This is a genomic window from Actinokineospora inagensis DSM 44258 (genome assembly GCF_000482865.1).
In the GTDB taxonomy this organism is placed as follows: Bacteria; Actinomycetota; Actinomycetes; order Mycobacteriales; family Pseudonocardiaceae; genus Actinokineospora; species Actinokineospora inagensis.
Genome location: NZ_AXWW01000057.1, coordinates 1 through 14,708, shown reverse-complemented (window position 1 = coordinate 14,708; position 14,708 = coordinate 1). Strand labels below are relative to the sequence as shown.

The 14,708-nt window shown below is 70.3% G+C and carries 15 protein-coding genes and 1 rRNA gene; 14 read left to right on the top strand and 2 right to left on the bottom strand.

Going from position 1 to position 14,708, the window contains the following annotated elements:
* The first annotated feature begins 5 nt into the window (after positions 1 to 5).
* Positions 6 to 1,004 carry a transporter substrate-binding domain-containing protein gene (locus tag H504_RS0120925; RefSeq protein ID WP_026424361.1) on the top strand — a complete coding sequence of 333 codons (999 nt, stop codon included), beginning with the start codon at positions 6 to 8 and terminating at the stop codon, positions 1,002 to 1,004.
* 43 nt (positions 1,005 to 1,047) lie between these two features.
* Here the strand turns inward: H504_RS0120925 and H504_RS0120920 are convergent, their stop codons facing one another.
* A complete protein-coding gene (locus H504_RS0120920) occupies positions 1,048 to 1,737 on the bottom strand; it encodes a GNAT family N-acetyltransferase (protein WP_051386088.1) in 690 nt (229 codons plus the stop codon).
* A gap of 92 nt (positions 1,738 to 1,829) precedes the next feature.
* The gene (locus H504_RS0120915; RefSeq protein WP_026424359.1) at positions 1,830 to 2,204 is read right to left on the bottom strand and encodes a cupin domain-containing protein; all 375 of its coding nucleotides are present in this window, start codon (positions 2,202 to 2,204) and stop codon (positions 1,830 to 1,832) included.
* A gap of 94 nt (positions 2,205 to 2,298) precedes the next feature.
* On the opposite strand from H504_RS0120915, the gene H504_RS0120910 reads away from it, so the two are divergent.
* From H504_RS0120910 to H504_RS0120850, 13 genes are all read left to right on the top strand, one after another.
* Positions 2,299 to 2,751 (top strand): MarR family winged helix-turn-helix transcriptional regulator, encoded by a 453-nt coding sequence (locus H504_RS0120910; RefSeq protein WP_026424358.1) that lies wholly within the window; start codon positions 2,299 to 2,301, stop codon positions 2,749 to 2,751.
* 74 nt (positions 2,752 to 2,825) lie between these two features.
* Entirely contained in the window at positions 2,826 to 3,845 is a 1,020-nt protein-coding gene (argC, locus tag H504_RS0120905) for an N-acetyl-gamma-glutamyl-phosphate reductase (protein WP_026424357.1), read from the top strand.
* Positions 3,842 to 5,017, top strand: coding sequence for a bifunctional glutamate N-acetyltransferase/amino-acid acetyltransferase ArgJ (gene argJ, locus H504_RS0120900; RefSeq protein WP_026424356.1), 1,176 nt, complete (start codon positions 3,842 to 3,844; stop codon positions 5,015 to 5,017). Before argC ends, argJ begins: the two co-directional genes overlap by 4 nt.
* Complete coding sequence (argB, locus tag H504_RS0120895) at positions 5,014 to 5,922, top strand: acetylglutamate kinase (protein WP_026424355.1); 909 nt, start codon at positions 5,014 to 5,016, stop codon at positions 5,920 to 5,922. The genes argJ and argB overlap by 4 nt, the downstream gene beginning before the upstream one ends.
* Positions 5,919 to 7,112 (top strand): acetylornithine transaminase, encoded by a 1,194-nt coding sequence (locus H504_RS0120890; protein ID WP_035305161.1) that lies wholly within the window; start codon positions 5,919 to 5,921, stop codon positions 7,110 to 7,112. Before argB ends, H504_RS0120890 begins: the two co-directional genes overlap by 4 nt.
* Before the next feature lies 1 nt (position 7,113).
* The gene (gene argF / locus H504_RS0120885; protein ID WP_026424353.1) at positions 7,114 to 8,034 is read left to right on the top strand and encodes an ornithine carbamoyltransferase; all 921 of its coding nucleotides are present in this window, start codon (positions 7,114 to 7,116) and stop codon (positions 8,032 to 8,034) included.
* Positions 8,034 to 8,564 (top strand): arginine repressor, encoded by a 531-nt coding sequence (locus H504_RS0120880; protein WP_026424352.1) that lies wholly within the window; start codon positions 8,034 to 8,036, stop codon positions 8,562 to 8,564. Before argF ends, H504_RS0120880 begins: the two co-directional genes overlap by 1 nt.
* A complete protein-coding gene (locus H504_RS0120875; protein ID WP_026424351.1) occupies positions 8,561 to 9,757 on the top strand; it encodes an argininosuccinate synthase in 1,197 nt (398 codons plus the stop codon). The genes H504_RS0120880 and H504_RS0120875 overlap by 4 nt, the downstream gene beginning before the upstream one ends.
* 78 nt (positions 9,758 to 9,835) lie before the next feature.
* Positions 9,836 to 11,293 (top strand): argininosuccinate lyase, encoded by a 1,458-nt coding sequence (gene argH / locus H504_RS0120870; RefSeq protein WP_051386087.1) that lies wholly within the window; start codon positions 9,836 to 9,838, stop codon positions 11,291 to 11,293.
* The gene (locus tag H504_RS36200) at positions 11,266 to 11,988 is read left to right on the top strand and encodes an SGNH/GDSL hydrolase family protein (RefSeq protein ID WP_051386086.1); all 723 of its coding nucleotides are present in this window, start codon (positions 11,266 to 11,268) and stop codon (positions 11,986 to 11,988) included. Before argH ends, H504_RS36200 begins: the two co-directional genes overlap by 28 nt.
* Complete coding sequence (locus H504_RS36195) at positions 11,970 to 12,635, top strand: DNA-3-methyladenine glycosylase (RefSeq protein WP_051386085.1); 666 nt, start codon at positions 11,970 to 11,972, stop codon at positions 12,633 to 12,635. Before H504_RS36200 ends, H504_RS36195 begins: the two co-directional genes overlap by 19 nt.
* 20 nt (positions 12,636 to 12,655) lie before the next feature.
* Positions 12,656 to 13,930 carry a tyrosine--tRNA ligase gene (gene tyrS, locus H504_RS0120855; protein ID WP_026424349.1) on the top strand — a complete coding sequence of 425 codons (1,275 nt, stop codon included), beginning with the start codon at positions 12,656 to 12,658 and terminating at the stop codon, positions 13,928 to 13,930.
* A gap of 589 nt (positions 13,931 to 14,519) precedes the next feature.
* A 16S ribosomal RNA gene (locus H504_RS0120850) occupies positions 14,520 to 14,708 on the top strand; the annotation flags it as partial.

Genomic DNA, 14,708 nt, shown 5'->3' with positions numbered 1-14,708 from the left:
CGCCAATGCGTGCCAAGATCCTGGCTGCCGTCGCCGCGGCGGTGGCTGTGGGCAGCCTTACCGCGTGCGGGTCGCAGCCGTCGCAAGCCGCCGGCGTTGACTCCAACGGCAACACGGTCGTCACTGTCGCCGCGAACACGGACTTCACCAAGCCGGTGGACCTGACCGTGTCCAAGGTGGACGCCATCCGCGCGAAAGTGCCGAAGGCCGTGCTCGACCGGGGCACACTGGTCATCGGCGTCGGCGGCCTACCCAACAGCACGCCGCCGCTGAACCTCATCGGCACCGACCAGAAGACGCTGACCGGCAACGAACCCGACCTCGGCCGCCTGGTCGCCGCCGTGCTCGGGTTGACGCCGGACGTGCAGAACGCGTCCTGGCAGAACATGTTCGTCCGCATCCAGAGCGGCCAGTTCGACGTCGGTTTCTCCAACATCACCGACACCGAGGAACGCAAGAACCAGGGCTACGACTTCGCGTCCTACCGGCAGGACAACCTCGGTTTCGAGGTGAACAAGGCCAGCACCTTGACCTTCACCGGCGACTACCACAGCCTGGCTGGCAAGTCGGTCGCCGTGGGCACCGGCACGAACCAGGAGAAGATCCTGCTGGAGTGGCGCAACCGGCTGCAGGCCGAGGGCAAGACGCTGGACGTGCGCAACTTCGGCGACACCAACAGCACCTACCTCGCGCTCGCGTCCGGTCGCATCGACGCGTACTTCGGCCCGAACCCCTCCATCGCCTACCACGTCGCCAAGACCGCGAACACCCCCAACCCGACCCGCAACGGCGGCAAGTTCTCCGGCGCGGGGGAGTCGCTGCAGGGGCTGATCGCCGCGACGACCAAGAAGGGCAGTGGCCTGGTCGAACCGCTCAACGAGGCCATCAACTACCTGATCGAGCACGGTCAGTACGCCAAGCTGTTGGCGGCATACGGTCTCGGTGACGAGGCGGTGCAGCGCTCGGAGATCAACCCGCCCGGCCTGCCCATCAACAACACCTGACAAGCGACTGCCCTGGCTCTTATGGAGCCAGGGCAGTCCCGTCTCACACCGTCTGACCTACCGGCACGAACACCGACGCGAACCGCACGTGCCTGCGCAGCCGGAACCCCAGCGCCTCATAGAGCCTGATGGCGTTCACGTTCGCCGCGCCCGTGTGCAGGAACGGCGTGTCTCCCCGCTCCCTGATCCCCGCCGCGACCGTCAACACCAACCGCGTCGCCAACCCCCGCCCGCGAAACGCCGGATCGGTGCACACCGCGCTGATCTCCGTGTACCCCGGCGGGCGCAGCCGCTCACCGGCCATCGCCACCAGCGCGCCCTCGTGCCGCAACCCCACGTAGTTGCCCAGGATGATCGTCCGCCGCCGCAACGGCCCCGGCTGCGTGCGCTCCACCAGGTCCAACATCTCCGGCACGTCGGCCTCGGTCAGCCGCACCGCGTCCGGGTCGACCACGGGCGCCACGTGGTCGTCGATGAGCTGCACCCCCGCGATGTCGATCCCCGGCACCCACCCGGCGGGCGGTTCCGGCAAGTGCGGCGACACGGTGACCTCCGTACCGGGCCCCGCCAACGCGGCGATGTCCGCCCACACCCCCGGACCACCCCCGGCCCCGAGGAACGGCGCGACGTCTACCGGGTAGCGGGCGGCCTCCCCCCGTCGTTCGGCCAGGTACGCGTGCGGCCCGGTCAACGACTCCCACACCACGTTGTCCAGCACACTCTCGTCAGCCACGCTCGCTCCTCCGGTCACGATCGGCCACCGGAGATCCCAACACCCGAAACTCCGCGGCATTCCCCGTCCCACATGGTGAATGCCGCGGCGGGTCACAGAGCCCAAGGCGGCTCGAACGACGCGCCGTCCATGCCTGCCCGGACGCCGACCGAGGTCACGGCCGTGGCGGTGGCGGGGGAGTCCGGGCTGGCGTTGCGGACGCTGAGGCGCGTGTGCGCGGGGACGATGACCGCGTCACCCGGGCCCGCGGTGTGTTCCTCGGTTCCGACGGTCACGGTGAGGTGGCCGGAACGGACCACGAAGACCTCCTCCCGGTCCAGTTCGTGTGTGTCGCTGGTCGCGCCCGGCGCGACCTCGAGCGTCCAGATGGCGAGTTCGGCGCTGCCGCGGGACGGCGCGGCGAGGGGTCTGAAGACGAAGCCGGGCCGTTCGAACACGGGCGCGTCGGCGAGGGTGGACAGCGGCATGGCGACCTCCGGGGAGATATAGTCAACTTGCTTGACCACAAGCTAGCCGGACGTGGTCGATAAAGTCAACCAGGTTGACTACAAGGAGGCGTGTGTGACCCCGGTCCCGTTCCTGCTCGCCATCGCCTACCGGGCGATGACCGAGGACTTCCACGCCCGGCTCGCCGAGTTGGACCGGGAACCGCTGCGCCCGGCGCACGGCTACACGTTCCGCTACCTCGCCGAGAACCCCGAGGCGACGACGGTGGGCCTGGCCGAGTTCCTGGGGGTCACGAAGCAGGCGGCGTCCAAGGCGGTCGCCGAACTGCACAACTGGGGCTACGTCGAACGCAAGCCGCATCCCACCGACCGGCGTGCGCACATCGTCGCCCTCACCGAACGCGGCTGGGAGTACCTGGGCGTCGCCGACCGGCTGTGGGGCGAGGTGGAACGGGGCTTGGCGGACGTCATCGGCGCTGGTCAGGTCGCCGCGATGGCCGACAGCCTCGGCGCCTACATCGATCATGTCTCCGGTGGCCGGTCCGCGCCGCCACGGCCGGTCTGGTGAGCGTCTGGTGAGGAGGGACACGATCGGGCGAACCTGGTTTGAGTGAGTTTGCATAACAGTGCATACTCATCCACATGACGGTGCGGGCCGCGGTGGCGGGGGCGAGCGGGTACGCCGGGGGTGAGCTGCTCCGGTTGCTGCTCGGCCACCCGGACGTCGAGATCGGGGCGGTGACGGCGGGCGGCAACGCCGGGACGCGGTTGGGTCAGCACCAGCCGCACCTGGTGCCGCTGGCCGAGCGGGTGCTGGGGGAGACCACGGCGGACGCGCTCGCCGGGCATGACGTCGTCTTCCTCGCGCTGCCGCACGGGCACTCGGCGGAGATCGCCGCGCGGTTGCACCCGGACACCCTGGTCGTCGACTGCGGAGCCGACCACCGGTTGGCCGACGCGCGGGACTGGGACCGGTGGTACGGCGGCGCCCACGCGGGTCAGTGGCCGTACGGGCTGCCCGAGTTGCCCGGTCACCGCGACAAGCTCAAGGCGACGAAGCGGATCGCCGTACCGGGCTGCTACCCGACGGTGAGTTCGCTGGCTCTTGCTCCGGCCGTGCAAGAGGGCCTGATCGGCGACGAGGTCGTAGTGGTCGCTGTGTCCGGCACGTCCGGTGCGGGTAAGAGCCTCAAACCGCACCTCCTGGGCTCCGAGGTCATGGGCTCTCTCAGCGCCTACGGCGTCGGCGGCGCACACCGGCACACGCCCGAGATCATTCAGAACCTGAGCGCCATCGCGGGTAAGAGGGTCAACGTGTCGTTCACCCCCGTGCTCGCCCCGTTGCCGCGCGGGATTCTGGCCACCTGCTCCGCGCCGCTCGCCAAGAACGGCGACGTCAGGTCCGCGTACGAAAACGCTTACGCCGACGAGCCGTTCGTCCACCTGCTGCCGGAAGGCCAGTGGCCGACCACGGCGGCCGTCCTCGGCTCCAACGCCGTCCAGTTGCAGGTAACCGTCGATGAGGACCTGAACCGGCTGGTCGTCGTGGCCGCCATGGACAACCTCACCAAGGGCACCGCCGGTGGTGCCCTGCAGTCCATGAACATCGCACTCGGCCTCCCGGAGACGGCGGGCCTGTCCACTGTGGGGGTGGCGCCGTGAGCGTCGATCGGGAACAGGGCGTCGCGACCGCCGCGGGCTTCCGGGCGGCCGGGGTGGCCGCGGGCATCAAGAGCAACGGCAAGCCGGACCTGACCCTGGTGGTCAACGACGGCCCCACCAACGCGGCGGCAGGCGTGTTCACCCGCAACAAGGTCAAGGCCGCGCCGGTGCTGTGGTCGCGCCAGGTCCTCACCACCGGCACCCTCCAGGCCGTGGTGCTCAACTCCGGCGGCGCCAACGCGTGCACCGGCCCGGAGGGCTTCCAGGACTCGCACGCCACCGCCGAGAAGGTCGCCGAGGTGCTGTCGATCGGCGCGATCGACGTCGCCGTCTGCTCCACCGGCCTCATCGGCGAGCGCCTGCCCATGGACGCCGTGCGCTCCGGGATCGACCTCGCCACCAAGGAACTCGCCACCGGCCCTGCCGCGGGCCTGGCCGCCGCCACCGGCGTGATGACCACCGACACGGTGCCCAAGCAGACAGCGCTGACGCGGAACGGTTGGACCGTCGGCGGTTTCGCCAAGGGCGCCGGTATGTGCGCGCCCAACATGGCGACCATGCTCAGCGTCATCACCAGCGACGCCGTGGTCGACGCGGCCATCCTGGACGCCGCGCTGCACACCGCCGTCGACTCCACCTTCAACCGGCTCGACGTGGACGGTGGCACGTCCACCAATGACACTGTGCTGCTGCTGGTCTCCGGTGCGTCCGGCGTCGAGGTCAACCCGGACGAGTTCACCGAGGCTCTTACCGCCGTGTGCGCGGACCTCGTCGCGCAGTTGCAGGCCGACGCGGAAGGTGTCACCAAGCACGTCACCATCACCGTCCGGGGAGCCGCGACCGACGCCGAGGCCGTCGCGACCGCGCGCACTGTCGCCGTGGACAACCTGTGCAAGACCGCGTTCTTCGCCAGTGACCCGAACTGGGGCCGCATCGCGATGGCCATCGGCAACGCCCCCACCGAGTTCGACCCGGCCAACCTCGACATCACCCTCAACGGCGTGACCGTGTGCCGCGCCGGTGGCACGGGCGAGGACCGACACTCGGCGGACCTGTCCGGTCGCGACATCCTCGTTGAGATCGACCTGCACGCGGGTGATGGCACCGGAACCATCCTCACCACCGACCTGTCCCACGCGTACGTCGAAGAGAACAGCGCGTACTCGTCATGACCGATGCTCTGACAGCCAGCGACAAAGCAGGCGTCTTAATAGAGGCCCTGCCGTGGTTGCGGCGGCTGCACGGCGCTCTTGTCGTCATCAAGTACGGCGGCAACGCGATGGTCGACGACGCCCTTAAGCGCGCGTTCGCCGAGGACATGGTGTTCCTCCGGTTGGCGGGCCTGCGCCCGGTCGTCGTGCACGGCGGGGGACCGCAGATCGGCGCGATGCTCGCCACCATGGGCATCCCCAGCGAGTTCCGCGCGGGCCTGCGGGTGACCACGCCGGAAGCCATGGCCGTGGTCCGGATGGTCCTCACCGGACAGGTCAGCCGCGAGCTGGTCAGCCTGCTCAACCAGCACGGCCCGTACGCGGTCGGCATCTCCGGCGAGGACGCGCACCTGTTCACAGCCGAGCGCCGCACCGCGGTCATCGACGGGCAGCAGGTCGACCTCGGCCTGGTCGGCGACGTCGTCGAGGTCAACCCGGCCGCCGTGCTCGACATCGTCGCCGCGGGCCGTATCCCGGTTGTGTCCACTGTGGCCGCCGACCGCGACGGCGTCACCCACAACGTGAACGCCGACACCGCCGCCGCCGCGCTCGCCATCGCGCTGCGCGCCGAGAAGCTTGTTGTCCTCACCGATGTTGAGGGCCTCTACGCGAACTGGCCCGACCGCTCGTCCCTGCTGCGCGAGATCCGCGCGAGCGCGCTGGCGGAGTTGCTGCCCGACCTGGAGAGCGGCATGGTGCCCAAGATGGAGGCCTGCCTGCGCGCGGTCACCGGCGGCGTCCCGCGCGCGCACGTCATCGACGGCAGGCTCGCGCACTCGGTACTGCTCGAAGTGTTCACCAGCGGCGGCGTCGGCACCATGGTGTTGCCGGACGACGCGCGGCCGGATGAGGGGTGCAAGTCATGATCGAGTCCAATGTGGATGGACAGGCGCGGTGGAAGTCCGCGCTGATGGACAACTACGGCACCCCCGGTCTCGCGCTGGTCCGCGGCGAGGGCGCGCACGTGTGGGACGCCGACGGGAACCGCTACCTGGACCTGGTCGGCGGCATCGCCACCACCGTGCTCGGGCACGCGCACCCCGCCGTCGTCGCCGCCGTCACCGCGCAGATCGCGACCATGGCGCACGTCTCCAACCTCTACATCAACCCGGTCGCGGTCGAGCTCGCCGAGGCCCTGCTGGACGTGGCCGGCCTGACCGGCGACGCGAAGGTGCTGTTCTGCAACTCCGGCGCCGAGGCCAACGAGGCCGCGTTCAAGCTGGCCAGGCTCACCGGCCGCCGCAAGGTCGTCGCCGCCGAGGGCGCCTTCCACGGCCGCACCATGGGGTCGCTGTCGCTGACCGGGCAGCCGACCAAGCGCGACCCGTTCCAGCCGCTGGTCCCGGGCGTCGAGCACGTGCCGTTCGGCGATGTCGACGCCCTGCGCGCCGCGGTTGACGCGGACACCGCCGCCGTCATCCTGGAGCCGGTGCTCGGCGAGGGCGGCGTCGTCCCCGCCCCGGACGGCTACCTGCAGGCCGCCCGCGAGATCACCACCGCGGCGGGCGCGCTCCTCGTCCTCGACGAGATCCAGACCGGCATCGGCCGCCTCGGTAGCTGGTTCGCGTTCCAGCAGGCGGGCATCACCCCCGACGTCGTCACCCTCGCCAAGGGGCTCGGCGGCGGACTCCCGCTGGGTGCCTGCGTCGCCGTGGGCGCGGCGGCGGACCTCTTCGCCCCCGGCCACCACGGGACAACCTTCGGCGGTAACGCCGTCTGCGCCGCGGCCGGTCTCGCGGTCATCCGCACCATCGCCAACGAGGGCCTCCTCGACCACGTCGCCACCCTCGGCAAGGACATCTCCGCCCGGATCGAACAGCTCGACCACCCGTTGGTCTCCGGCGTGCGCGGCCGCGGCCTGCTCCTCGGGGTCGGCCTCGCCCGGCCCGCGGCGGGCGCGGTCGCCGCCGCGGCGGCCGCCCAGGGCTTCCTGGTCAACAACGTCCAGCCGGACGCGATCCGGCTCGCCCCGCCGCTGATCCTCACCGACGACCAGGCGGACGAGTTCGTCGCCGCCCTGCCCGCCATCCTCGACACCGCCGAGAAGGGGGCCTGACGTGCCGAGGCACTTCCTCCGCGACGACGACCTCACCCCCGCCGAGCAGCGCGAGGTCCTCGACCTCGCCGCCGCGCTCAAGGCCGACCCGCTCGCCGACCGGTCGCTCACCGGCAAGTCCGTCGCCGCGATCTTCGAGAAGAACTCCACCCGCACCAGGGTGTCCTTCGAGGTCGGCGTCGCCCAGCTCGGCGGCACCTCGGTGATCGTCGACGGCCGCACCATGCAACTGGGCCGCGAGGAGACCATCGAGGACACCTCCCGGGTGCTCTCCCGCTACGTCGACGTCGTCGTCTGGCGCACCTACGCGCAGAAGCGCATCGAGGCGATGGCGTCCGCGGCGAGCATCCCGGTCGTCAACGCGCTCACCGACGAGTTCCACCCCTGCCAGGTCCTCGCCGACCTGATGACCATCCGCGAACGGCACGGCAGGCTCGACGGGCTCACCGTCACCTACCTCGGCGACGGCGCCAACAACATGGCCCACTCCCTGCTGCTCGGCGGCGCCACCGCGGGCATGCACGTGCGGGTCGTGTCCCCCGGCGGCTTCGAGCCGCGGCCGGACATCCTCGCCGACGCAGGCCGCCGCGCCGAGGACACCGGCGGCTCGGTCGCCCTGCTCACCGACCCGCTCACCGCCGTCGCGGGCGCGGACGTCCTGGTCACCGACACGTGGACCTCCATGGGCCAGGAGAACGACGGCCGCGACCGGGTCAGCGCGTTCCGCCCGCTGCGGGTCGACGACGCCCTGCTCCGGCAGGCCGCCCCCGGCGCCATCGTGCTGCACTGCCTGCCCGCGCACCGCGGCTGGGAGATCACCGACGACGTCATCGACGGCCCGGCCAGCGCCGTGTGGGACGAGGCGGAGAACCGGCTGCACGCGCAGAAGGCCCTGCTCAGTTGGCTGGTGGCGCACCCGTGATGACCACCGCCGCCGCCACCCGTGTCGCCAGGCAGGCCCGCATCGTCGAGCTGGTCGCCGAGCGCGCCATCCGCAGCCAGACCGAGCTGGCCACCCTGCTGCAGGCCGAGGGCATCGAGGCCACCCAGGCGACGCTCTCGCGCGACCTCGACGAGCTCGGCGCGGTCAAGCTGCGCGGAGCCGACGGCGGCGCCCCGACCTACGTCATCCCCGAGGACGGCAACCCGGTCCGCGGCGTGCAGGGCGGCACCTCCCGGCTCACCCGGTTGCTCGCCGAGCTGCTCGTCTCCGCCGACGGCTCGGGCAACCTCACCGTCCTGCGAACCCCGCCCGGCGCCGCGCAGTTCCTGGCCAGCGCGATCGACCGGGCGGCGCTGCACGAGGTCGTCGGCACCATCGCGGGCGACGACACCCTCATGGTCATCTGCCGCGAACCCGTCACCGGGCTGCAGATGGCCGGGCGGTTCACCGCGATGGCCGCCCGCACCCCCGCGAACCCGGACCCGGTCGAACAAGGAGAAAAGCAATGAGTGAGAGGGTTGTCCTGGCCTACTCCGGCGGGCTGGACACGTCGGTGGGCATCGGCTGGATCGCCGAGCAGACCGGGGCCGAGGTCGTCGCGGTGGCGGTCGACGTCGGCCAGGGCGGCGAGGACATGGACACGATCCGCAAGCGGGCACTGGCCTGCGGCGCGGTCGAGGCCGTGGTCGCCGACGCCCGCGACGAGTTCGCCGAGCAGTACTGCCTGCCCGCGCTGCAGGCCAACGCGCTCTACCAGGACCGCTACCCGCTCGTGTCGGCGCTGTCCCGCCCGGTGATCGTCAAGCACCTGGTCGAGGCCGCCAAGTACCACGGCGCGGGCACCGTCGCGCACGGCTGCACCGGCAAGGGCAACGACCAGGTCCGGTTCGAGGTCGGCATCGGCGCCCTCGCCCCCGAACTGGCCGTGGTCGCCCCGGCCAGGGACTACGCGTGGACCCGCGAGAAGGCCATCGCCTGGGCCGAGGAGCGCGACCTGCCCATCGACGTGTCGAAGAAGTCGCCGTTCTCGATCGACCAGAACGTGTGGGGCCGCGCCGTCGAGACCGGGTTCCTCGAGGACATCTGGAACGGTCCGACCGAGGAGGTCTACGACTACACCGCCAACCCGGCCGACCCGCGCGACGCCGACGAGGTCGTCATCACCTTCGACAAGGGCGTCCCGGTCGCCGTCGACGGCGAGACCGTCACCGTGCTGCAGGCGATCCAGGAGCTCAACCGGCGCGCGGGCGCCCAGGGCGTCGGCCGGATCGACATGGTCGAGGACCGGCTGGTCGGCATCAAGAGCCGCGAGGTCTACGAGGCCCCCGGCGCGATCGCGTTGATCGCCGCGCACCAGGAGCTGGAGAACGTCACCATCGAGCGCGACCTGGCCCGGTTCAAGCGCGGCGTCGAACAGCGCTGGACCGAGCTGGTCTACGACGGCCTGTGGTTCTCCCCGCTCAAGGACGCGCTGGACACCTTCATCGCGCGCAGCCAGGAGTACGTCTCCGGTGACGTGCGGGTGGTCCTGCACGGCGGCCGCGCCGTGGTGACCGGTCGACGCTCCGAGCAGTCGCTCTACGACTTCAACCTGGCCACCTACGACGAGGGCGACACCTTCGACCAGTCGCTGGCCAAGGGCTTCGTGCAGCTGTGGGGCCTGCCGTCGAAGATCGCCGCCAAGCGCGCCCAGCAGCGCTGACCCGGTACGGACACACTGTGGGGACCCCGGATACGTCCCGGGGTCCCCACCCCGTTTGTGGAGAGGATTTGAGTTTCGTTGAGTGAGCAGGGCGCCGCACCGGAAGTCGCCGCCGCACCGGAAACCACGGCGCTGTGGGGTGGGCGGTTCAGCTCCGGCCCCGCCGAGGCCATGGCCGCGCTGAGCCTGTCGACCCACTTCGACTGGCGGCTCGCCCGCCACGACATCGCCGGGTCCCGCGCGCACGCCCGGGTGCTGCACCGCGCGGGCCTGCTCACCGACCCCGAGCTGACCGGCATGCTCGCCGCCCTCGACACCCTCGAGCGCGATGTCGCCGACGGCACCTTCACCCCGGTCCCGGCCGACGAGGACGTGCACACCGCCCTCGAACGCGGCCTGATGGAACGGGCGGGCGTGGACCTCGGCGGCAAGCTCCGCGCGGGCCGTTCCCGCAACGACCAGATCGCCACCCTGTTCCGGATGTACCTGCGCGAAGCGGCCCGGCTGGTGGCCGCGGGCACCCTGGACGTGGTCGACGCCCTGGTCGCCCAGGCCGACCGGCACCCGACCGCCGCCATGCCCGGCCGCACCCACCTGCAGCACGCCCAGCCGGTGCTGCTCGCCCACCACCTGCTCGCGCACGTCCAAGCCCTGCTGCGCGACGTCGACCGGCTGCGCGACTGGGACACCCGCACCGCCGTCTCCCCGTACGGCTCCGGCGCGCTCGCGGGCTCCTCGCTGGGCTTGGACCCGGCCGCGGTCGCGGCGGAACTGGGCTTCGACGCGCCGACCGAGAACTCCATCGACGGCACCGCGTCCCGCGACTTCGCCGCCGAGTTCGCCTTCGTGGTGGCCATGCTCGGGGTCAACCTGTCCCGGATCGCCGAAGAGGTGATCATCTGGACCACCGCCGAGTTCGGCTACGCCACCCTGGACGACGCCTGGGCCACCGGCAGTTCGATCATGCCGCAGAAGAAGAACCCGGACGTCGCCGAGCTGACCAGGGGCAAGTCCGGCCGCATGATCGGCAACCTGGCCGGCCTGCTGGCCACCCTGAAGGCCCAGCCGCTGGCGTACAACCGGGACCTGCAGGAGGACAAGGAGCCGGTCTTCGACTCGGTCGCCCAGCTCGAACTGCTGCTGCCCGCGCTCGCAGGCATGCTCGGCACGCTCACCTTCGACACCGACCGGCTCGCCGCGCTGGCCCCCGCCGGGTTCACCCTGGCCACCGACATCGCCGAGTGGCTGGTCCGCGAGGGCGTGCCGTTCCGGGTCGCGCACGAGGCGGCGGGGGATTGCGTGCGCCGCGCCGAGGCCCGCGGCGTCGGCCTGGACGAGCTGACCGACGCGGAGTTCGCCGAGGTCAACCCGGCGCTCACCGACAAGGTCCGCGAGGTGCTCACGGTCTCCGGATCGATCGCCTCGCGCGACGCGTACGGTGGGACCGCGCCGCGCCGGGTCGCGGAGCAGCGGGACCGGGTCGTGCGGCGAGTCGAGGAGTACCGGGCATGGGTGGGGCAGTCGGGGCAGGGCTGAGTCGGGTTCTGTTTGTCGGCAACAGCTTCACCTATTTCCACAACCTCCCCCAGCAGCTCGCCGTGCTCGCGCGGCCCGAGGTCGAGGTCGTGCCGAGGATGATCGCCGCGGGCGGTGCCATCCTCGGCGAGACCTGGCCCACCGGGCCTCCCGCCGCCGCGCTGCGCGCGGGGACGGACTTCGTCGTGCTGCAAGAGCAAAGCATGCTCGGCGGTGGCGTTGTCGTCGATGACATCCCTCGACCCCGGGACCCCGCCGACTTCCACAGCGCCGTGCGCACCGCCGTCGCCGACATCCGCGCCGCTGGTGCCGTGCCCGCGCTCTACCTGACGTGGGCACGGCGGGACGACCCTGAAGCGCAAGAGGCACTGACCGACGCCTATGTGTCGATCGGCTCAGAGCTCGATGTCGCCGTAGTGCCAGTCGGCCTCGCGTGGCAGGCAGCGTTATCCGCGCGCCCCGAGTTCGTCCTGCACGACGAGGACGAGAGCCACCCAGCTCCCGCTGGCTCTTACCTCGCCGCGTGCGTGTTCCTGAAGACCCTGTTCAACCTCGATCCACGTGGACGAGCACGCAACATCTCCGGCGTAACCATTGACTCCGAAGGCGCACCGGGCGAGGACGGCACGCTGATAGACCTATCGGCCACGGACGCCGCCTTCCTGCAAGACATCGCTTGGCGGACAACGTGCTGACCCGCGAAGAACTCGCCATCGACCCCATCGACGCCGCCAAGCTCCTCTTGGGCGCGGAACTGCACTCCGACAGCCCCGAAGGACCCGTCCGCGTCCGCATCGTCGAGGTCGAGGCATACCGCGGTCAGGACGACCCGGCGTCGCACTGCTACCGCGGTAAGACACCCCGCAACGAGGTCATGTTCGGCCCCGCCGGGTACCTGTACGTGTACTTCGTCTACGGGATGCACTTCTGCGCCAACGTGGTGTCCCTGACCGACGGCGTCGCCGGTGCCGTCCTACTACGGGCAGGCGAGATTATAGAGGGCGTGGACATCGCCCGCGTCCGACGACCCTCATCGCGATCGGATGCCGAACTCGCCAAGGGACCGGCTCGCCTCACCTCCGTCCTCGGGCTCAACCGCGCGCACAACGGCCTGGACCTCACCGACCCGGCATCCCCTGTTCGCCTCTACGCGGGAGAGCGCGTACCGCCGGAGAAGATCCAGGCAGGCCCCCGCGTGGGTGTGGCGGTCGCCATCGACGTGCCGTGGCGGTTCTGGGTGGCGGGTTCGAAGGCCGTCAGCCCGTACCGACTCGGCGGCAAGCGCGGTGTCGTGCGGGTGGTACCCGGCCCTAGCGCAAACCCGGTGGTAGGCGGCCGGTAGCCCGGGAGAAAATAGCCGGCGTGAGCGAACACATCCTCGACGAGCTGACCTGGCGCGGTCTGATCGCGCAGTCCACCGACCTCGACGCCCTGCGCAAGGACCTCGACGCGGGACCGCTCACCCTCTATGCCGGGTTCGACCCCACCGCGCCCAGCCTGCACGCGGGCAACCTGGTTCCGCTGCTGATGCTGCGCCGCTTCCAGCGCGCCGGGCACAGGCCAATCGTCCTCGCGGGCGGCGCCACCGGCATGATCGGCGACCCCAGGGACTCCGGCGAGCGGACCCTCAACACGCTCGACGTGGTCGCCGCCTGGGCCGACCGCATCCGCGGCCAGTTGGAGCGCTTCGTCGACTTCGACGACTCGCCCACCGGGGCCGTCGTGGCCAACAACCTCGACTGGACCGGCACCGTGTCCGTCCTGGAGTTCATGCGGGACATCGGCAAGCACTTCTCGATCAACGTCATGCTCGCCCGCGAAACGGTCAAACGCCGCCTTGAAGGCGACGGGATGTCTTACACCGAGTTCAGCTACCTGCTCCTGCAGTCCCACGACTACCTGCGGCTGCACGAGTCGCACGGCTGCAAGCTCCAGGTGGGCGGCTCCGACCAGTGGGGCAACATCATCGGCGGGGTTGAGCTGACGCGACGGGTGGCGGGTGCGTCCGTACACGCGCTAACCGCGCCTCTTGTCACCGACGCCGAGGGACGCAAGTTCGGCAAGTCCACCGGCGGCGGGAACGTGTGGCTGGACCCGACCATGACCTCCCCGTACGCGTGGTACCAGTACTTCGTGAACGTGGGCGACGCCGACGTCATCCGCTACCTGCGCATGTTCACCTTCCTCAGCCGGGAGGAGGTCGACGCCCTGGCCGAGGACACCGCGCAACGGCCGCACCTGCGGGCCGCGCAGAAGCGGCTCGCTGAGGAGTTCACCACCCTCGTGCACGGTGAGCGGGAGACCGCGCAGGTGATCGCCGCGAGCCAGGCCCTCTTCGGGCGGGGGGAGCTGGCGGGACTTGACCTGTCGACGCTGGACGCGGCCATGGCGGAGGCCCCGACCGGGCAGGCTCGCCTGTCCGACGGACCCACGATCGTGGACCTGCTGGTGGCCTCCGGTCTCGCGGACAGCCGCGGGGCCGCCCGGCGCACGGTCAACGAGGGTGGCGCGTACGTGAACAACGCGAAGGTCGCCGACGAGGCCTGGGTCCCCGCGAAGGACGACCTCCTGCACGGCAAGTGGCTGGTGCTGCGCCGCGGCAAGCGGAATACGGCCGGGATCGAGGTGCGGGGGTAACTCTGCGCGGTGCCGAGCACGCCATCCGAGTGGTCCTCACGTGGCCGCCGACCGTCCATGGTCGGCGGCTGCGGCCGTTTCCGCAGTTCAGCGGCCCGTTACTGGGCCGTGACGGGCGGCTGAGGAGAAAGTTGATGTGATCGCGGTCACATACCAAGCCGTCTGAGGGTGGGTTACGGTGGCTTTGTGGCCCGACACAGGGGCGATGACCTGCGGTTTCGCCCTGTGGTGGGTACCTGGGGGTGCGATTTGACCCTGGGTTTGAGGCCGTGTAACTTTCTCTCTGTCAGCGCGACACGGGCCGGGAAAACCGGAACGAGCGCCAGACCTCCGAGGGGCACGAACCAAGCTCCCACCGCCAGGTGGTAGAGTGGGTGCCCTCGAAGTTCGAGACAAAGCCGAAGCAGTTCCAGCCTCTGGTGAGTCCGCTCCGCGCGGTCGATCTGGATGTGCGTGTGTTGTTTGAGAACTCAACAGTGTGCCGATTTAAGCCAGTAGAGCTTGAATGATTGAACCCCTTTGTGGGTTCCTTTGAGATGAATGTGATGCCAGTTTGGTGTCTGTTTGTCAGGTAACACTCTGAAAAGCATTTTTGGAGAGTTTGATCCTGGCTCAGGACGAACGCTGGCGGCGTGCTTAACACATGCAAGTCGAGCGGTAAGGCCCTTCGGGGTACACGAGCGGCGAACGGGTGAGTAACACGTGGGTAATCTGCCTCATACTCTGGGATAAGCCCGGGAAACTGGGTCTAATACCGGATAGGACTCTCCACCGCATG